Here is an 18,472-nt window from a genome sequence, read left to right on the forward strand (position 1 = left end):
GTTGCCGAACCTGGGGAAGCCCGGGCGCAGGGTGCCCTGCGCGAACCTCATCCCAGTGCGGACTTCACCAACGACGCCGCCGCCCTCATGCCGGCCTCGTTCGGGTGGTACGTGGTGCGGCCCGAGGCCGGCTTGTACTTCTCGACCCACGGGGTGGCCGCGCACGCGTCGTGGCCGTGGCTGGCGGTGGCGAAGCGGACCAGGGGCGCGCCGGTGCGGTTCGCCGTGTCGATGTAGGCCTGCGCGAGGCGGGAGGCGACGGTGCGCTCGAATGTCCGCTGGTCGGCGGTGAGCGGTACGCCGGTGCAGCCGCCGGTGTCGGGCAGGAGGGTGGAGTAGCTCACCAGGAGGATGCGTGCCTGCGGGGCCCTGGCCTTGACGGCGTTCACGACGTTCTCGATCTTCTGGCCCACCGTGCCGAGGGCGGTGTTGATCGCGGCCTGGCTCACGGTGCCGCAGTTCGTGCCGCCGCTGTTCTGGCAGGAGTAAGTGACCGTGCTGCCCAGGTAGTTGACGTCGTTGCCGCCGATGGTGATCGTGACCAGGTCGGTCCCGCTGTTCACGGCGTTGATCTGCGGCGGCTGCGAACCCTGGTTGGTGGTGAGGATGTTCGCGGTCGTGGCGCCGCTGCACGTGACGTCCGTCAGGTTCGCCCCGGTGTCACGGGCCACGATGCTCGCGTAGTTGTTGGATGACCGGCTGCACGCCGCCGCCCCGCTGCTCGACTGGAGCGGCGGGATGCTCGGGCCCGCGGCGAACGAACTGCCCAGCGCGACGTAGTCGAGCCCGGCCGCCGTCGTCGAGCTGGTCCCCGCCCGAGCGGTCTTCGTGGTCACCGAGTCGGCGGCCAGGGACAGTTGGGCCTTCGACTGCGAACCGGAGCCGTCCGTCGTCGAGTTGCCGCCGCAGGCCGTGAGGGTGAGGGCACCGACGGCCAGGGCCGCACAGGCCAACAGGGCGTTTCGTCGGGGGGAGTTCGCTGCCATGAGGTGCTCCTGTCTTCATGGTTCAGGGGGGATGCGCTCCTGTTCTGTGAGAGAAGACCACGCTGTGGCGCGTGGGGTTTCTGGTGAGACCGCTTGATCGCTGTCGCGTGACAGAACCAGGACATCCGGAGGGCCGGTGGTCACGAAATATCCGCTTCCTGGTACTGCGAACTCAGTAGTTCGCCACCTGCGTCCGTATGAGGCCTTCGCTGTGGGACGGCTGGCAGGGTCGGGGGGTCGAAGGCGCCTCGCGTCTTGCGGAGCGCCGACCTCCAAGTCCCGTACTCGCACGGAGATCAGAGAGGCTCGTCACGTGAGAATCCCCGAGTCGCCGCGGCCGAAGTGGGCCGCGTTACTGTCCGCGTTGGTCCTTCTGGCCGGTGCCCCCGCCGCCCTCGCCGAGACACGCACGACCGCGCAGCCCGCTCCCGTCGGCGCACAGACCCTTGAACGGGAAGCGATCCTCGAACTGGATGTCACCGATCTGCCCGGGACCCGGGAGGGGCAGCCGGTCGTAGCCGTCAATCCACGGAATCCCAGAAACCTGGTCTATGTGGCGACGATCTTCCCCAACCGTCCGGAGCTGGAACCCGTCGGGGAGTGCTTCGTCGCCTTCTCCCAGGACCGGGGGAAGACCTGGCAGAGATCGACCTGGCCGCTGGGTGACCGCCCCCAGTGCGGCGAGCCGATCGTGACCACGGACGCCAAGGGCGTCTTCTACGTCTCCAACAACCAGATCGGTCCCGATCCCGCGGCCACCTACACCAATCACAATGTCGTCTCCCGGTCGGTCGACGGCGGTCGTACGTGGATCGGTCCCGTCGAGACGCCGCTGCTGCTCGGTGGTGCGCCCAAGCTCAGGGTGGATTCCGCCACCGGCAAGGTCTACGCGGTCGCCGGCGCCGTGTGGGAGTACCCCAGCGCGGTCTCCGTCAGCGCGGACAGCGGCGCGACCTGGTCGGATCCCTCGGTGATCCCCGGTCCCATGCCGTGCATCGTGGTCTCCCCCGCCATGCCTCCGGCCTGCGGATACCCGGGCCGTGAATTCGCCGTGCACGACGGGATCCTGGCGTCTCCCACCCAGGAGGGCACGGTGACGCTCCGTGTCACTCGTGACGACGGACAGACCTGGGAGGCCCGTCCGGTCACCGACAGCGCGGGTACCCCGGTCCCGGCCGGCACCGGTGCTCTCGTACCCGTTCCCGCCCGGGGCGCGTCCGCGGACCCGGTGCCCTGGGTGTCGGCCGACCCGACGCGCAAGGGGCGCTTCGCCGTCATGGTCCCCCGGGAGTCCAACCTCGAGGTGTACGTCACCGGTGACGCCGGCCGGTCCTGGACCGGGCCGGCGGTGATCGCCGCCTCCGCCGCGCAGCGGCCCTGGATGGAGTTCGGGCCGGGCGGGCAGCTGGGCGTCATGTGGCGCACCACCACGCTCGACGCCTTCTCCGTCGTCTCCTTCGACCACGGCCGTACGTTCAGCCGCGCGCTGCGGGTCAACGCGACCACCCAGCCCGCCGGTGTCCACGGGCCTCCCGGCGACCGCTGGTCGACCATCACGCTCGACCGGCGTTACGCGTACGTCGCCTGGTCCGACGGGCGGAACGGGGAGCTGGACGGCATCCTCGCCAGGGTGCCGCTGAGTGCCTACCGTGGCAGCGGCCGCCAGTAGAAGGCCGATGAAGCTGTTGTCGTCGGGGGCTGTCCGGCCGTGGGCCGGGCAGCCCCCGTGGCCATACCGACGAGATCCTGACCGGCCCCGGGCTCATGGAGACGGAGGTCGCCAGGCTCCGTGCCGGGCAGGTGATCGCCTGGACGTGTGTGCGACGAGTCGCTCGCACGCGCCGAGCGTCACCAGCCGTACGTCGAGCCTCAGGCCGCACAGCTCTCTGGCGGTCAGCCGGTCCGAGGGCCCCGGGGCCGGCGGATCGGGGGACGGCTGGATCCATGAGTCGAGAGGGGCCGCGGCGTCGAAGCGGCCGTGGCAGGCGAGGTGGACGATGTCCATGCCGCCCAGAGCGATCCTGGCGAGCACCGCGGTCTTCGTGGCCCGTTCGCCCACGAGCCGCTCACCGTCTGCCCCCAGTGCGGTCGCCGCCGTCTCGACCTCGGTACGGGCATGAGCCAGGGGCCGTTCGGCATCGCTGCCGGCCACCAGCGGTACGGAGCCCCCGCCGGCCCCGCGCCGGGGAGCGAGCAGCCGGGTCGTCACAGTGGCGCTCGGCGTGACCGTCACGGGGTTGCGCTCGCACAGGGTGACGGAGTCCCGCCACCCGACGGCGTGCAGTGGAACGTGGTGCAGAATGCCCGAAGGCACCAGCCAGATGGGGTCGCCCTCGGCGCTGTGCTCGACCAACGGGGCGACCAGCGGCCGGAACACGCGCTCCCAGGACGTGCCGCCCGGGGCTGCCCCGAACGGGTGGCCGACGCCCGGGGCCTCGCTCAACCCCCGCAGCGTTTCCCGCAGTTCGTCGTCCGGCGGCAGGTCCACGGTCACGGCGACAGGCCGGTCGTAGTCGTGCCGGGCGATCAGGACGGTGACCTGCGTACCGACCTGCCAGTACAGGGCGAGCAGGACGCGCCGGCCGCCGCGAGGGACGAGGAGCCGAGGGACTCCAGCGCCTGGTAGGCGTCGGTGACGCGACGCCAGGCCTCGGCACGACCCTCGGGTGCGCCGGCCACGCCCTTCCACGCCAGCTCGTGGGCGGCTTCGGCCTGCTCGGTGGAGGCCGGCAGGTCGGCCGGCATGGCGACATCCGTGCGCACGCGGGTCCATGCCAGGTCAGCCGGCTTTCCCAGGAGGTACGACAGTTCCTGGCTGCGGAAGCGCTCGACGAAGCCGAACGCACGGTGAGCGCCGTCCCGTTCCGTCGCCCACCGCTGGACGGGATCCCCGCCGGACGTGCCGGGACCTGTCCGGCGCCGCGTGCGTTCCCGCTCGATGTCGTCCGCGGCGCTCCGGCCACCGAAGGCCGGAAGGTCAGGGCCGAAGGCGGCGACCAGCCGGTCGAGGCAGCCCTGGGCCTCGGCGAGCGCGGCGGCGTCTTCAGGGATGATGCCGATGCTCACCGAGGGAAGCGCCGACCATCCACGTACCGGCGACGAAGTGCCAGCGAGCCCCAGATGTAGACCAGCCGCCGCGACCAGTCGCTGAGCGGGACGACCGTGACCTCGACGCCAGTCCCAGCCTGTCCTGCCGCTGGAGCCGGCCTGCTGCCCCGGCTGGGCGGCCCTGACGGCCTGGCCGGCTCCGGTCCGGAGGAGGTGTCCCTGCCGCGGAGCGCGTACCGGACAGCGGGCGGAGTCGCCACCACAGGCGTCTCCGGCCTGCCGGTGTACCGCGGTACCAGCGCCCTCGGGGCATTGTGACCTCCGGGTCCACAGATCGCGCCGTGGCCGCTCCTAGCCTCGAAAGCAGTGACCCGGCCGGATGCCGGGCGGGACAGAAGCGGGGAGTGGCACCGTGATCGAAGTTCGTGAACTGACCAAGCGCTACGGGGACAAGACGGCGGTGGACAGCCTGAGTTTCGCCGCCCCGCCCGGACAGGTCACCGGGTTCCTGGGACCCAACGGGGCGGGCAAGTCCACCACCATGCGGATGATCGTGGGCCTGGACGCTCCCACCAGCGGCACGGCCCTGGTCAACGGCAAGCCCTACGCACGACACAGGGCACCCCTACAGGAGCTGGGGGTGCTGCTGGAGGCGAAGGCCGTCCATCCGGGCCGCTCCGCGTTCAACCACCTGATGGCGCTCGCGTACACCCACGGTGTGCCGCGTCGACGGGTGGACGAGGTCATCGACCTCGCCGGTCTGCACGCGGTGGCGCACAAGCGGGTCGGGGCGTTCTCGCTGGGCATGGGGCAGCGGCTGGGCATCGCCGCCGCGCTCCTGGGCGATCCCGCGGTGGTGATGCTCGACGAGCCGGTCAACGGGCTCGATCCCGAGGGCGTGCGGTGGGTGAGGGAGTTGCTGCGCGGTCTGGCCGCCGAGGGCCGCACGGTGATGCTGTCCTCGCATCTGATGAGCGAGATGGCGCAGACCGCCGACCGTCTGGTGGTCGTCGGCCGGGGCCGGCTGCTGGCCGAGACGACCGTCGACGCGCTGGTCGAGCAGACCGAGGGCGGCGGAGCCAAGGAGGTGCGGGTGGCCACCGGCGAGCCCGCGCGGCTGCGCTCGCTGCTGGCCGCCCCCGGCGTCAGCGTCACGTCGACGGGCGCCGAGCGGCTGGTGATCTCCGGTCTGGACCCGCGGCGGATCGGGCAGGTGGCCGCCGAGCACCAGGTGCCCCTGTACGAACTGGTCGCGGAGTCGCTGTCCCTGGAGGAGGCGTTCATGAATCTGACCCAGGACGCGGTCGAGTACCACAGCAGCGACGCCGGGAGGGCCGCCTGATGAGCACGGACACCATCACCGCGACCACGCCGGTGCGCCCGGAGTACCGGGTGACGGGCCGCCGGGTGATCCGTTCCGAATGGTCCAAGTTCTGGTCGCTGCGCTCCAGTTGGATCACGCTGGGGGTGGCCGTGCTGTTCCTGGTGGCCATCGGGGCGATCGCCGCCGCCCTGTACAGCCCGACCGGTCCGCTGGGCGGCAAGGACGCGGACTCCGGTGCGGCGCTGACCCTGGCGCTGGCCGGCACCAACCTCGCCGCGCTGGCCGTCGGTGCGCTGGGTGTCCTGCTGTCGGCGGGTGAGTACAGCACCGGGATGGTCCGCTCGACGTTCGCCGCGGTGCCGGGCCGGCTGCCCGTGCTGTGGGCGAAGTGCGCGGTCTTCGGTCCGATCGCCTTCGTCACGTCCACCGTCGGTGCCCTCGTCTCGTTCCTGCTCGGGAGCGCCGCCCTGCACGGTGAGAAGATCGCCCTGTCTCTCGGGGACGCCGGGGTCCTCCGGTGCCTGGTGGGCGCGGGACTGTATCTGGGCCTGGTCGGTGTGTACGGCGTGACGGTCGGTCTGCTGGTGCGCAACAACGCGGGGGGCATCGCGATCCTGGCCGGTGTGGTGCTCGTACTGCCCGGACTGACCGGGCTGCTGCCCAGTTCCCTGGGAGACACCGTCAGCCGGTACCTGCCCAGCAACGCCGGCCAGTCGGTGATGACCCTGCACGAGTCCGGCGACTCCCTGGTCAGCCCCGGAGCGGGTGTCACGGCGCTGCTGGTGTGGGCCGTACTGCTGCTGGCCGGTGCCGCCCACCGGCTGCGCCGCAGTGACGTCTGAGAGGCTGTCCGCGAGGAGGGAGCCGATGGATCGCACGAGGCCGGGCCACCCGGCTCGGGCAGGGACGGCTCCCCGCCCGCCCGGGTCGGCCAGTGCGGAAGCGGGGCCGCCTTCGGCCGGGCCGGCAACTGTCGGCCCGGAGGCCGAGGCCGTCTGGGCGCACCCTGTCATGCGGACCCTGTTGCGGGTGCTGAGCCGCCTGCGGGCGGCGGACCGGCGGCGTCCGTGGCTCCTCGACACCACCGTGGTGGTGCTGGCCGCCGCCGCCGCGCCGCCGGATCTGCTGGTGCACAACCAGGACCATCCGGTGTCGCGCCCGGTGGGGGCCGGTCTGCCCGTCGGTGTGGTGCTGGGTATCGCCGCCGTGCTGGTCGTGCCGCTGTGGTGGCGGCGCCGCAATCCCGCCGTGGTCTTCTGGATCTGCCTCGTGGGATGCCCGGTCATGTGGTCGCTGGGCCTGGGGCCCGCAGCCGCCGCCGTCCTGTTGATCGCCCTGTTCGACCTGGCTCTGCACGCCTCGCCGCGAGCGATCTGCTGGGCACTGCCGGTGACCGTGGCGGGATGGGTGCTGATCGTGGTCACCGTGGTCCCGGTGGCCAGTCCGGTGGCCTTTCTGGTCCTGTCCGTCGGCACCGGCATCGGGGCCGTCGCCCTCGGCCTGACGTCCCGGATCAGCCGGCTGTACCTGTCCGCGCTGCGGGACCGGGCGGCACGGCTGGAGGTCGAACGTGACCAGCGCGTCCGGCTGACGGCGGCGGCGGAGCGCTCGCGGATCGCCCGCGAGATGCACGACATCGTCGGTCACAACCTGTCGGTCATGGTGAACCTCGCCGACGGGGCCGCCGTGCTCACCGTCCAGGACCCCGGCCGCACCGAGCAGGCGCTTCATCTGATCGGTGAGACCGGCCGGCAGGCGATGGACGAACTCCGGCGTGTGCTGGGGGTGCTGCGTGAGTCCCCGGAAGCCGGGGACGGCGGCTCGCCCCGGTCCCCGCAGCCGGGTGTCCGGGACCTGGAAAGCCTGCTCGACCGGGTCCGCGCGGCCGGTCTGCCGGTGGCCTACCGCACCGTCGGCCCGGTCGACGAGCTGAGCCGAGGTGTGCAGCTCACGGTGTTCCGCGTGGTGCAGGAAGCCCTGACCAACACCCTCAAACACGTCGGCCCCGGCGCTGCGGCCGACGTCACGGTCGCGGTCGAGGACAGCGGGCTCCGCGTCCGGGTCACCGACACCGGTTCACTCTCGCGGAGACCGTCCACGGCTCACCGTGGGGACAGCGGCCACGGCCTGGTCGGCATCCGCCAGCGGGCCGCGCTCTACGCCGGCACCGCGACCATCGGGCCGCGCGACGACGGCCGGGGCTGGATCGTGGAAGTCCTGCTGGATCCGTCCGCCCCGGCCACATCAGGAGAATCCCCGCCATGACCACCGTGTTGATCGCCGACGACCAGCCCCTGCCCCGCATGGGCTTTCGGATGCTGCTCGACGGTACCCCCGGCATGAGCGTCGTCGGTGAGGCCGACAACGGCGCGCAGGCCGTCCGTATGGCGGCCGACCTGCGCCCCGACGTGGTCCTGATGGATGTCCGGATGCCCGGTATCGACGGCATCGAGGCGACCCGGCAGATCGTGGCGACAGGCGCTCGCACCCGCGTGATCATCCTGACCACCTTCGATCTCGACGAGTACGCCTATGCCGCCCTGCGTGCCGGGGCGAGTGGCTTCCTGCTCAAGGACGTCCGGCCGGCGGAACTCCTCGCCGGGATCCAGGCGGTCGCGACCGGCGACGCGGTCGTGTCACCCCGGCTGACCCGCCGTCTGCTCGACGCCCACGCCCATCACTTTCTCGCCCCCGGCGCCCAGCGCCACACGGACGCGCGGCTGACCGCGCTCAGCGAACGCGAGCACGAGGTGCTCGTGGCGATCGGCATGGGGTGGACGAACGCGGAGATCGCCGACCGTCTCGTGCTGACCGAGTCCACGGTGAAGAAGCACGTCGGGCGGGTCATGGCCAAGGTGGGTGCCCGCGACCGGATCCAGGCGGTCATCGTCGCCTACGACGCGGGACTGGTCACTCCCCGTCCCTGAAATCTGTTGGTTGCATGACAATGGTCCGCCGAGGGGGCTCGGCGGACCACCGTCATGCGGTGGGGCTGGCTGTTGTCAGTTCGTCGCCTTCGAGGCCGGGTGCTTGTACAGCTGGAGAGGCACCCGGCTGATGATCGAGTCGAGGGAGGAGTTGTTCCGCCCGTCGGCCCAGGTGACGTAGGCGTACTTGTCGGTCAGGGTGATGCCCGACCAGCGGTCACCGGGAGGGCCCATCTCCCCGACCGGCTGGGTCACGTGGTTGACCTGCACCGGTGCGCTGAACGAGCGTCCGTGGTCGAAGGAGACGACCGAGAACGCGTCGCCCGTGGTGGTCCGCCACATGACACCCAGGTCGCCGTTGGCGCCGAAGTCGATCGCCGGACGCTGGGCGTTCGGGGTGGCGATCGTCGCCGGGCCGTTCCAGGTCCGGCCGGCGTCCGGGGTGACGTAGACGTCCAGGGTGTTGGAGTCCCGGGGCACCATGACGGCGAACCGGCCGCGGTGGGAGGGGTCGGCGGCGACCCACGGGACGGGGTCGGCGGCCGCGCCCAGGCCTGGAGTCGGCACCAGAGAACCGGTGCCCGCCGCGACAGGGGCTCCCTGGCCGTCCTTGACGGTGGTGTTCGTCCATGTCCTGCCGTCGTCACGGCTGACGTGGAAGTTCACCGGCTGGCCCGCCTCCTGGGAGGCGGACACGAGGATCCCGCCGTACACAGCGATCTCACGACCCGGATAGCCGCAGACCAGCGGGATACCCGGCGCCACCTGGATACAGGGCATCGGGCCGGGGATCACCCGCGAGTCGCTGCTGAACGTCTTTCCGCCGTCGGCGCTGACGGAGACCGCGCTCGGGTACTCCCACACCGCCCCGGCGACCGCGTAGACCTTGCCGGTCGCGACGTCCACCCGCATCTTCGGGGCGCCGCCGAGGAGCAGCGGTGTGGACACCGGGTCGGTCCAGGTCCGGCCGCCGTCCGTCGACTTGGCGACCTGGTTGTGGTTCCGCAGGTTCGCCTCCAGGCCGGAGCTGACCTGGTTGTTGTCCACGTACACGGTGCCCTTCGCGTCGAACTGCACGCTCGGCTCACCGCACTTGGGCGCCGCGGTACCGAGCGGCCAGGCGACCTGGGTCCAGGTGTCGCCCCTGTCGTTCGAGTAGGCGAGGAAACACCCGCCGTCGACCGGTTCCAGGCCCGGCGCCGGAGGGAAGATCGTCGAGACGAAGACCAGGTTCTTCGGATTTCTCGGGTTGACGGCGACCGTCGGCTGGCCCTCTTTGGTGGCCGGCATGTTGGTGACGTCGACCTCGTGAATGGCCTCGTTGCCCAGGCCATTCGGTGCGGCCACGGCTGCGGGTGTTCCGTACACCAGGCACAGTGCGGAGAATGCCGCCGCGGTTAATGTTATGGAGGAATTTCTGAACAGCACCATGTGATCCTCGATTTCATGTCCGGTCGGTGAGAGTTTTTCTTTGCCGGCTCGCTTCTCACCTGTCCGCTGTCGTCGGGTTCCGTCCGCCTTCCTGGAGTCAACGGCTCGATCCATTGCTGAAACGCGAAATCGGCTCAGACGGACGGTAGGTTCTTCTCTTCGCTGCCTTGTGATCCGGCCCGCTTAGGCTAAAGAGGGTCACTGTTGTATCCGTGGGACCACGGGAGACAAATGGCCCGACGGAGTGGTACCGCAGTACCATTCCGTCGGGCCAATCCCGCATCTACGGTTAATCCGACCGATTCCATCGGTGCGTCAGCGAGCCGATGCGAGCGGGGGCTCGGACCCTTCGGCAGCAGGAAGGGCGGGAGTGTCGAGTTCCTTGTGCGAGGTCTCGGGGAGCAGGGCGACCGCGAGGACGGCGATGCCGTACGCGGTGCCCGCGAACAGGCCGATGCTGGTGCCCATGCCGAGCCGGTCGCTGAGGAAGCCGACGAGTGCGGGGAAGGCCGCCGCGACGATCCGGCCGAAGTTGTAGCAGAAACCCTGCCCGGTGCCCCGTATCGCTGTCGGGTACAACTCGGCGAAGAGCGCGCCGAGACCCGCCGGGATGCCCGCGGAGAAGAAGCCGAGCGGGATGCCGAGGAAGAACATCTGGGTGTCGCTGATCGGCAGGAAGAGGTAGGTCACGACCGAGACGAGACACATCACCGCGAAGAACATGATGTTCCGGCGGCGGCCGATGCGGTCGGCCAGGGTGCCCGAGGTGAGGTAGCCGAAGAAGGCCGCGGCGATGAAGACCGCCAGATAGCCGCTCGTCTTGAGGACCGACAGGCCGTGGGTGGTGCGCAGATAGGTGGGCAGGAAGGTGGTCAGCGCGTAGTAGCCGCCGTGGCTGCCCAGGCCCAGCAGCGCGCCGAGCAGAGTGACGCGCAGCAGGTCCGGCTTGAAGATCCGCAGCAGGGAGACCCGGTTCTCGGCCTTCGCGGCCCGCCGCAGATACAGCGGCGGATCGGTGACCTTGCGGCGGATGACGATGACCAGGACGGCCGGCAGCGCGCCGAGCCAGAACATCGACCGCCAGGCCCACTCCTCGGGGAACAGGCTGAACAGCACGGTGTACGTCGCCAGCGCGAGGCCCCAGCCCAGCGCCCACCCGCTCTGTACGGTGCCCAGTGCCCGTCCGCGGTTGCGGGTCCCCATGTACTCGCTGACCAGGACCGCTCCGGCCGCCCACTCGCCGCCGAAGCCGAAGCCCTGGATGCTGCGCAGCACCATCAGCTGGGAGTAGTCGGTGGTGAAGCCGATGAGGACGGTGGCCGTGGAGTAGACGATGATCGTCCACTGCAGGACCCGGACGCGTCCGTAGCGGTCGGAGGCCCAGCCCGCGAGCCAGCCGCCGAACGCGGTGAAGATGAGGGTGACGGAGGCGAGAGTGCCGGCGGCTCCGGTACTCAGATGCCAGGTGGCCAGCAGGGTCGGCAGGACGAGCCCGAACATCTGGGCGTCGGCGGCTTCGAGTGTCCAGCCTCCGAACGCGGCCCAGAAGGCTCGTTTCTGCGGTTTGTCGGTGTCCCGGTACCAGGCAAACATGAGTCGGCTCTCTTCGTGTGCGGGGAACGTGAGCGGAGAAGCGGGGTCAGCGGATGTCGATGCGGTAGCGGAAGGTGTGTGCGAGTCCGCGTGAGCGGCGGTACTCCAGCGGCGTGGCGTCGTGCGAGCGGGCGACCCGCTCGACCACGACCACGGGCTCGGCGCGCGCGCAGCCGAGGAGCAGGGCGTCGGCTGCTGTGGCGGCCTCGATGCTCAGCTCCTCCGTGGCCGCCGCGACGATCTGCCCGCAGATGCGTTCGTACGTCGGATACAGCAGGTCACCGAGGTCGTCGGCGCCGATCCGCTCCAGCGGCTCGAACAGGGGCAGCGGCAGCCAGATGTCCTCGACGAGGACGGGCTGCTCGTCGTAGAGGCGCAGCCGGTGCAGATGGAGCACCTCGCCGCCGGCGGTGATGCCGAGGGCGGCGGCGATGGCCGGCGTGCTCACCTGCCGGGCGGCGGAGAGGATACGGCTCTGCGGGAAGCCGCTGCCCGCGCTCCCGAACCGGAAGAAGCGGAACAGGGAGGCGTCCAGGGACGCCCTGCGGACGAACGTCCCCGTCCCCTGACGCCGCTCCAGCATGCCCTCGTCCACGAGGTCGCGGAAAACGCGCCGCATCGTCCCCAGGGACACCTCGTAGTACTCGACCAGGGCGGACTCGGCGGGCAGCGGCTCGTCGGGGGACCACTCCCCGGAGCGGACGCGTTCGGCGATCACCTCCCGGAGGCGGGCGTGCAGCGGCAGGCGCGGATCGGTCCGGGCGAGGTCGGCCGCTCCGGGACTCTGTGGTGTGGGCGAGATGGACTGCATGGCGAGAAAGCATGGCTCCGAATCCTGCTGACGTCTAGTCCTTCATAGGACTATTCTTTCCCTCGTGACTTCCATCGAGCCCCCGTGCCCGCCTGCGGCCTTCGACACCCACGCGCACGTCTTCACGAGCGGTCTGCGGCTGACGCGCGAGCGGCGGTACAGCCCGGACTACGACGCCCCGGTGGACGCCTACCTGTCACTGCTGGACGCGCACGGCCTCGCGGCCGGGGTTCTGGTCCAGCCGAGCTTCCTCGGGACGGACAACACCTATCTGCTGGACGCCCTCGGCAAGGCGCCGGACCGCCTCCGCGGCGTGGCGGTCATCGAGCCCGGGACACCGGGGGAGGAACTCGACCGGCTCGTGGAGGAGGGCGTGTGCGGGATCCGCCTCAACCTGATCAGCCGCCCGGTGCCCCCGCTGGGTGAGCGGCTCTGGCAGCGACTCGCGCACGAACTCGCCGCGCGTGGACTCCACTTGGAGGTTCAGGCACAACAACGACAGTGGGAGGAGCTGGAACCCTGGCTGCTGCGCTGGCCCGGCGCGGTCGTCGTCGATCATCTGGGACTGCCGGCGGCCGAGGCGCCGCCCTACCCGGGCTCGGCCGCGCTCTCCCGTGTGCTGGCCGCGCCGCATGTCTGGGTGAAGGCGGCCGCGCCGTATCGATCGGCGCCGCGGGCGGCCACCGCCATGATGCGGAGCCTGCTGCGCGCCAGGGGCGGCGAACGGATGCTGTGGGGGAGCGACTGGCCGTGGACCCGCCATGAGGAAGGGCGCGTCTACGGCGAGACCCTGACCTGGCTCACGGCGGAACTGGGTCCCGGTGAAGTCCGGCGCGTCCTGTGCGCCAACCCGGCCCAGCTGTTCGGCTGGACGCCGCCGGCCGCCGTCGCGGACCCGGGCGTGCCCGGACCCGCCGCGGCCCGGACAGCGGGCTGAGCCGACGGCACCGGGCCGTGCGCGGACGGAGTGAGGAGTGCCTGCGCCTCCGCCGCGGCTTCGAGCCGGCCCCAGGAGACGCTGCTAGACGGAGAGCCCGAAGCCGCCCGTCACCCGCAGCGTCTCCCCGGTGAGGAAGGACGCCTTCGTCGAGGCGAGATAGAGCAGGGCCTCGACGATGTCCTCCTCCGTACCCTCGCGCCGGACGATCTGCTGACCCAGCGCGCGCTCCACCTCGGTGCGCGGCACCTCGGCCCGGATCGTGTCGGTGAAGACGAGTCCGGGCGCGATCGCGTTCACGCGGATGCCGTCCTCCGCGAACTCGCGTGCGAACGACATGGTCAGGCCACGCACAGCGAGTTTGGACACGGCGTAGGCGTTCCGGTTGGCGTAGGCGGCGGACGACGAGATGTTGACGATGGTGGCGCCGGCCCGTCCGCTCATCGCCTCCCTCGCCGCGAGCGAACAGATGACCACGCCCATGATGTTGACGTCGAACAACCTCCGGATCTTCGTGAGTCCGAGCTGGGTGAACAGCTGGTAGTAGTCGGCCGCGTGCAGACCGGCGTTGTTGACCAGGATGTCGATGCCACCGTGCCGTTCGACGATCTCGGTCATCATCTCCGCGACACCGTCCTCGTCCGACACGTCGCAGGCCGTTCCGGTCGCGCTGCCGCCCCCTACCGTGAGCCCGGCGGCGGCGGACGCCGCGGCGGAGCCGTCGACGTCGGCGAGAACCACGTGCGCGCCCCGCGCCGCCAACGCGGCGCCGAAAGCGCGTCCCAGCCCACGGCCACCCCCTGTGACTACCGCTACCTTGCCCCGATATTCGTCGTCGGACATCCATCGCTCCTGTCTTGGCGGTTCCTGGGATGCGTCGCGTGCCGTGACTCGACCTGCGCCCACGTCTTAGGACGATCGCCCGCGCGGCGCGGAGTACGGCGTCGGAATCCGGCAGCCGGACGGCCGGTGCCGCTGGAGTCGATGAACGGGCACCCGTGCCCCGGGTCGGCCGGGCGTCACTCCGACGAGCGGCCACCACGGACGGCCTTCTTCACGCATCGGGCGCCGTGGGCCGATCACCGTCGTTGACGCGGCGGTAGGCGACGGCTCGCTCTTCGGCGCCGGTGAACCGCGTCAGCTCGGCGCGTACGCGTTGGCCGATGGCCACGCCCGGTCCCTGCTCGTCGAGCAGGATCCCCGGCAGTCGCGGACCCTCGTCGAACTCCACGAGGGCGAGGACGTAGGGAACTTGAGCCGCGAACGCCGGCACACTGCGGTGACGCACCACGATGAAGCTGTAGATGGTGCCGGCACCGGTGACATCGGTGAACGACGTCGGTCCACCGCAGCGGTTGCAGCGTTCGAGCGGCCTGGCCAGCCAGGCACCGCAGTCGGAGCAGCGACACAGCGCGATGCGCCCCTCACGCGTCGCCTCCCAGAACCCGGCGCTGTCCACGTCGATCAGCGGCGCCGGCGGCGCCGGGACCGGTCCCGGCCGGCTCATCGCGATGCCTCGTAGATCAGGGCGCCGCCCGCCGGACCGGCCCCGGCGGTGACGAGAGCGTGGCGGGCATCGGGCACCTGTCGGTCACCGGCGTCGCCGCGCAACTGGTGGACCGCCTCGTAGTGATGGTTGAGACCTTGCAGATATCCCTCCGACAGCAGCCCACCGTGCGGGTTGACGACGACATCGCCGCCGTATGTGGCCCGGCCCTCGCCGAAGAACGCACCGACCTCGCCCTTCGGGCACAGTCCGAAGTCCTCGACCGTCGCCATCACCGTGCCGGTGAAGCAGTCGTACATGCAGGCGATGTCCAGGTCCGCGGGACGCAGACCGGTGCTCGCCCAGAGGCGCTTCGCAGCGTAGGCGGAGTACATCTCGGACAGATCGGGGAAGTTCGTCCAGGAACCGCCGTGAGTATGGGCTTCGCCGAAGCCCGCGATGCGGACAGGGACATGCCGCAGAGACCTGGCCCGCTCCAGCGTCGTGACCACGAGGGCCACCGCACCGTCGGTCTCCAGACAGCAGTCGTACAGGCGGAACGGCTCACATATCCAGCGGGCGGACAGGTAGTCGTCCATGTCGATCACCTGTCGCTGCATGGCGTGGGGATTGGCCGAGGCGTGCTTGCGGGTGGTGATGGCGATGTGCCCGAAGTCCTCGTCGCGGGTGCCGTACACGTGCTTGTGGCGCTGGGCGAACATGGCGATCCACATCGGTGGGACGACGAACCCGTTCAGCGCGGCGAACTGCATCTCGCCCTTCATCGGCAACACGGGCCTCTCCCCCCGCCCGTAGCGGTTGCCGGACCGGCCCTGGAGCGAACGGAAGACGACCGCCACCTCACAGGCACCGGCTTGAACCGCGGCGAACGCCTGGCCGACGACGGTGACCGCGACATTGCCCCCACCGTGCACGTCCAGCGCCAGCCCAAGATCGAAGACGCCGATGGCCCGCGCGACCTCCGCCGCCGATGCCGAGTCGTTGGTGTGGAAGTCGACGACACCGTCCACCTCACCGGGTCGCAGCCCGGCGTCGTCAAGTGCCGCGCGCGCGGCCTCGGCGGCCATCGCCAACGGGGTCCGGCCCGAGGACTTGCTGAACGCCGTCCGACCGATTCCCACGACCGCCGCCTCACGCGTGTCCATCCGACCTCCATGCCCTTACCGCAGGCTCATCGTCGAATACAAATAGATGATACTTTTCTATCCTTGCTCGACCCCGTTGGCCAGCCCTCGACAGTGGCGATCCCGGCGCCGCGCGCGTAGGGCGACCGCCTCTCGACGGGGCCGGTCCGTCACGACGACAGCCGTCGGTCCGTCCGGGAAGGCAACCCTGTGAGCAGCATCTACCGCAGCGCGGAGCTCGATGTGTCGGCCGATACGGCTTGGGACTTCATCGAGCGTTACACCAGGTCAGAGGTGCATGTCTTCTCCTTGTGCGTGGCCGAGCGGCAAGAAGGGGAGTATCGCGTCGTCACCTTGGCCGACGGCCGGGAGATCTGGGAGCGGAACGTGACGGTCGACCCGGTGCACCGTCGGGCGACGTACACGGTGCCGGGCCTCAACGGGGCGGAACATCACCACGCCGAGATGCGCGTCGAGGTGGATCGTCACGCCGGCGCACATCTGATTTGGGTCACTGATTACCTCCCGCACGAGATCGCCGAAGAGCGGGCCGCAAGTTACGACGCCCTGTTCGCCGAGCTTGTGGCCGCCGTCAATGCCCATGGCGGGGGCGCGGTCGCGCCGTCCTGTTGACCGGTCAGGGGGGTGGACGTACCGATCGCCGTCTCGGGGCGTGATCAAACTGGAGTGACGCGCAGGTTCGCGGGTGATCGCCGACCTCAGCCTTCTTCCATCACGCGGGTTGCGCGGGCCGAGGCGGGCAAGTCGTCGGCTCTCGTTCAGCCCTTGACGACGGTCCCCGGAGAGCTGGAAGGGGGTACTGCCAGGGTCCCTTTCGCCGGGTGCGGGCCGGGTCGGCGCCCGTAGCGTGGAGGGCATGGAGCCGAGCACCGGGATCCGCGAGTTCCTGACCACCCGCAGGGCCCGGATCACCCCCCAGCAGGCCGGAGTCGTCCCCGACGGCGGCGCACGCCGGGTGCCGGGACTGCGCCGCGAGGAGGTCGCCCGGCTCGCCGGTGTCAGTGTCGAGTACTACACGCGCCTGGAGCGCGGCCGGGCCGGGCAGGTCTCCGAGACCGTCCTGGACGCGGTCTCCACCGCGCTGCAACTTGACGACACCGAGCGGGCCCACCTCTTCGCGCTGGCGAAACCGGCGGCCCCCGCGCAGCGGCGCCGTCCCCTGGGTCCCCAGCGTGTGCGCCCGGGCCTCCACCGGCTCCTGGACACGCTCGGCCATGTGCCCGCGATGATCCAGGGCCGCCGCATGGACATCCTGGCCGCCAACAGGATGGCCCGCGCCCTTTTCACCGACTTCGAGGCACTCCCGCACCGCGACCGCAACCTGGCCCGTTACGTCTTCCTCGACGCGCACGCCCCGGAGCTGTTCGTCGACTGGGAGAGGTCCGCCGGCAGCTGCGTCGCCCACCTGCACTGGTACGCCGGACGCAACCCCCACGATCCGCAGCTGACAGCTCTGACAGGCGAACTGTCGCTGCGCAGCCCCCGGTTCCGTCACCTGTGGGGCAACCCGGACGTCGTCTGCCACAGCATGGGCACCGAGCGCTTCCACCACCCGCTGGTCGGCGACCTCGCGCTCGACTACGAGGTCCTCGACGTGTCCGGCGCCCCCGACCAGACGCTGGTCGTCTACACCCCCGAACCCGCGTCGCCGTCCGCCGAAGCCCTCAGCCTGCTGGGCAGTTGGACCGGCGACACCGCGACCGACGCACGTGGCCACGCGAGTTCCTCGCCGAGGCCGACCTCGTCGTAGGGCGCGACCACTTCCTGGAACCCCACCACTGGAGGATCAGTGTCAGTCGTACTTGTCACCGGAAGCTCGCGCGGGATCGGGCGCGCCATCGCCGAACGGCTGGGCGCGGACGGCGGCAGCGTGATCGTCAACTATCGATCCGACCGCGAAGCGGCCGCCGAGGTCGTCTCCACGATCGAGGCGAGCGGCGGCCGGGCCGTGGCGGTACGGGCGGACGTGAGCGATCCGGCCCAGACGCGCGCGCTGTTCGACGCCGCGGAGGAAACCTACGGCGGGCTGGACATCCTGGTGAGCAACGTCGGCACCGTCCATTTCTCCCCGCTCGCGGAGGCGACCGACGAGGACTTCGACCGGGTCTTCGCGACCAACACGCGGGCCACCTTCACAGCGCTTCGCGAAGCCGCCGGGCGACTGCGCGACAACGGCCGGATCGTCGTCATCTCCAGCCAGGCGGCCGTGACCCCCAGCGCCGACAGCGGTGTCTACTCGGCCAGCAAGGCGGCCGGTGACCAACTGGTCCGTGCCGCCGCGCAGGAACTCGGCTCGCGGGGCATCACCGTGAACAGTGTGCTCCCCGGCGCCACCCGCACCGAGTCCTTCGACAGCGCCGGAGTCCCCGCCGACGTGATCGCCGGGATGGTCGCGCTGACCCCGCTCGGCCGCCTCGGCGAACCCGGGGACATCGCCGACGTCGTCGCCTTCCTCGTCTCGGACAGCGGTCGCTGGATCACCGGCCAGACGCTCCACGCCGGCGGCGGCCGATTCTGACCCTCGCGTGGCCGTGCCGGACTGAGCGGCCGCACCGCTGTCCGGTTACGGCCGTCGGTGAAGACGAACAGGCGCAGCACCAGAAAGCGCCCGATTCCGGCGAGCCCGGAAGCGCCGAGGTAGACGGCCTGCTCGCTCCATGTCCCGGCCGACGGCCGCACCGCGTGGAGTACGAGCATCGCGGCGCAGGTCACCCCGTAGGCGACCGACGCCGATCCTGCGGACTGCCAGTGCCGGCGCCATCC

General features: G+C 70.7%; 18 protein-coding genes. 9 read left to right on the forward strand and 9 right to left on the reverse strand.

What is annotated here, in order from left to right:
• Nucleotides 1–47 precede the first annotated feature (47 nt).
• The gene (locus OG787_RS22105) at nucleotides 48–986 is read right to left on the reverse strand and encodes an SGNH/GDSL hydrolase family protein (RefSeq protein ID WP_405536148.1); all 939 of its coding nucleotides are present in this window, start codon (nucleotides 984–986) and stop codon (nucleotides 48–50) included.
• 313 nt (nucleotides 987–1,299) lie between these two features.
• Here OG787_RS22105 and OG787_RS22110 point away from each other — a divergent pair, with 313 nt between their 5' ends.
• Nucleotides 1,300–2,655, forward strand: coding sequence for a sialidase family protein (locus tag OG787_RS22110; RefSeq protein ID WP_405536149.1), 1,356 nt, complete (start codon nucleotides 1,300–1,302; stop codon nucleotides 2,653–2,655).
• A gap of 93 nt (nucleotides 2,656–2,748) precedes the next feature.
• Here the strand turns inward: OG787_RS22110 and OG787_RS22115 are convergent, their stop codons facing one another.
• On the reverse strand, nucleotides 2,749–3,480 hold the full coding sequence (locus OG787_RS22115) for a CHAT domain-containing protein (protein ID WP_405536150.1): 732 nt from the start codon (nucleotides 3,478–3,480) through the stop codon (nucleotides 2,749–2,751).
• Between the two features lie 32 nt (nucleotides 3,481–3,512).
• Nucleotides 3,513–4,052 (reverse strand): hypothetical protein, encoded by a 540-nt coding sequence (locus tag OG787_RS22120; protein ID WP_405536151.1) that lies wholly within the window; start codon nucleotides 4,050–4,052, stop codon nucleotides 3,513–3,515.
• A 394-nt stretch (nucleotides 4,053–4,446) separates the two neighbouring features.
• Between OG787_RS22120 and OG787_RS22125 the strand changes: the two genes are divergently transcribed.
• From OG787_RS22125 to OG787_RS22140, 4 genes are read left to right on the forward strand one after another with little or no spacing between them, the layout of a single operon-like run.
• Nucleotides 4,447–5,376, forward strand: coding sequence for an ABC transporter ATP-binding protein (locus OG787_RS22125; protein ID WP_405536152.1), 930 nt, complete (start codon nucleotides 4,447–4,449; stop codon nucleotides 5,374–5,376).
• The gene (locus tag OG787_RS22130) at nucleotides 5,376–6,200 is read left to right on the forward strand and encodes an ABC transporter permease (protein WP_369030315.1); all 825 of its coding nucleotides are present in this window, start codon (nucleotides 5,376–5,378) and stop codon (nucleotides 6,198–6,200) included. Before OG787_RS22125 ends, OG787_RS22130 begins: the two co-directional genes overlap by 1 nt.
• A 25-nt stretch (nucleotides 6,201–6,225) precedes the next feature.
• On the forward strand, nucleotides 6,226–7,623 hold the full coding sequence (locus tag OG787_RS22135) for a sensor histidine kinase (protein ID WP_369030314.1): 1,398 nt from the start codon (nucleotides 6,226–6,228) through the stop codon (nucleotides 7,621–7,623).
• The gene (locus OG787_RS22140; RefSeq protein WP_369030312.1) at nucleotides 7,620–8,285 is read left to right on the forward strand and encodes a response regulator; all 666 of its coding nucleotides are present in this window, start codon (nucleotides 7,620–7,622) and stop codon (nucleotides 8,283–8,285) included. Before OG787_RS22135 ends, OG787_RS22140 begins: the two co-directional genes overlap by 4 nt.
• 75 nt (nucleotides 8,286–8,360) lie before the next feature.
• Here the strand turns inward: OG787_RS22140 and OG787_RS22145 are convergent, their stop codons facing one another.
• The 3 genes from OG787_RS22145 to OG787_RS22155 all read right to left on the reverse strand — a co-directional run bounded on the left by OG787_RS22145 (nucleotide 8,361) and on the right by OG787_RS22155 (nucleotide 12,120).
• Entirely contained in the window at nucleotides 8,361–9,632 is a 1,272-nt protein-coding gene (locus OG787_RS22145) for a sialidase family protein (RefSeq protein ID WP_405536153.1), read from the reverse strand.
• A 399-nt stretch (nucleotides 9,633–10,031) separates the two neighbouring features.
• Complete coding sequence (locus OG787_RS22150; protein ID WP_405536154.1) at nucleotides 10,032–11,309, reverse strand: MFS transporter; 1,278 nt, start codon at nucleotides 11,307–11,309, stop codon at nucleotides 10,032–10,034.
• Nucleotides 11,310–11,355: 46 nt separating this feature from the next.
• Nucleotides 11,356–12,120, reverse strand: coding sequence for a GntR family transcriptional regulator (locus tag OG787_RS22155; protein ID WP_405536155.1), 765 nt, complete (start codon nucleotides 12,118–12,120; stop codon nucleotides 11,356–11,358).
• Between the two features lie 64 nt (nucleotides 12,121–12,184).
• Here OG787_RS22155 and OG787_RS22160 point away from each other — a divergent pair, with 64 nt between their 5' ends.
• Nucleotides 12,185–13,057 (forward strand): amidohydrolase family protein, encoded by an 873-nt coding sequence (locus tag OG787_RS22160; RefSeq protein ID WP_405536156.1) that lies wholly within the window; start codon nucleotides 12,185–12,187, stop codon nucleotides 13,055–13,057.
• 84 nt (nucleotides 13,058–13,141) lie between these two features.
• Here OG787_RS22160 and OG787_RS22165 read toward each other — a convergent pair whose 3' ends face one another.
• The 3 genes from OG787_RS22165 to OG787_RS22175 form a co-directional block, all read right to left on the reverse strand.
• Nucleotides 13,142–13,900, reverse strand: coding sequence for an SDR family NAD(P)-dependent oxidoreductase (locus OG787_RS22165; protein WP_405536157.1), 759 nt, complete (start codon nucleotides 13,898–13,900; stop codon nucleotides 13,142–13,144).
• A gap of 211 nt (nucleotides 13,901–14,111) precedes the next feature.
• A complete protein-coding gene (locus OG787_RS22170) occupies nucleotides 14,112–14,564 on the reverse strand; it encodes a Zn-ribbon domain-containing OB-fold protein (protein ID WP_405536158.1) in 453 nt (150 codons plus the stop codon).
• A complete protein-coding gene (locus OG787_RS22175) occupies nucleotides 14,561–15,709 on the reverse strand; it encodes a thiolase C-terminal domain-containing protein (protein ID WP_369030303.1) in 1,149 nt (382 codons plus the stop codon). Before OG787_RS22175 ends, OG787_RS22170 begins: the two co-directional genes overlap by 4 nt.
• Before the next feature lie 189 nt (nucleotides 15,710–15,898).
• Here OG787_RS22175 and OG787_RS22180 point away from each other — a divergent pair, with 189 nt between their 5' ends.
• From OG787_RS22180 to OG787_RS22190, 3 genes are all read left to right on the forward strand, one after another.
• Nucleotides 15,899–16,321, forward strand: coding sequence for an SRPBCC family protein (locus tag OG787_RS22180; protein ID WP_405536159.1), 423 nt, complete (start codon nucleotides 15,899–15,901; stop codon nucleotides 16,319–16,321).
• A 244-nt stretch (nucleotides 16,322–16,565) separates the two neighbouring features.
• Complete coding sequence (locus tag OG787_RS22185) at nucleotides 16,566–17,459, forward strand: helix-turn-helix transcriptional regulator (protein WP_369030301.1); 894 nt, start codon at nucleotides 16,566–16,568, stop codon at nucleotides 17,457–17,459.
• Nucleotides 17,460–17,498: 39 nt separating this feature from the next.
• Nucleotides 17,499–18,227, forward strand: a complete 729-nt coding sequence (locus tag OG787_RS22190) for an SDR family oxidoreductase (RefSeq protein ID WP_369030300.1) — start codon at nucleotides 17,499–17,501, stop codon at nucleotides 18,225–18,227.
• The last annotated feature ends 245 nt before the right edge of the window (nucleotides 18,228–18,472 follow it).

Source organism: Streptomyces sp. NBC_00075 (assembly GCF_045041225.1).
Classification (GTDB): Bacteria; Actinomycetota; Actinomycetes; order Streptomycetales; family Streptomycetaceae; genus Streptomyces; species Streptomyces adonidis.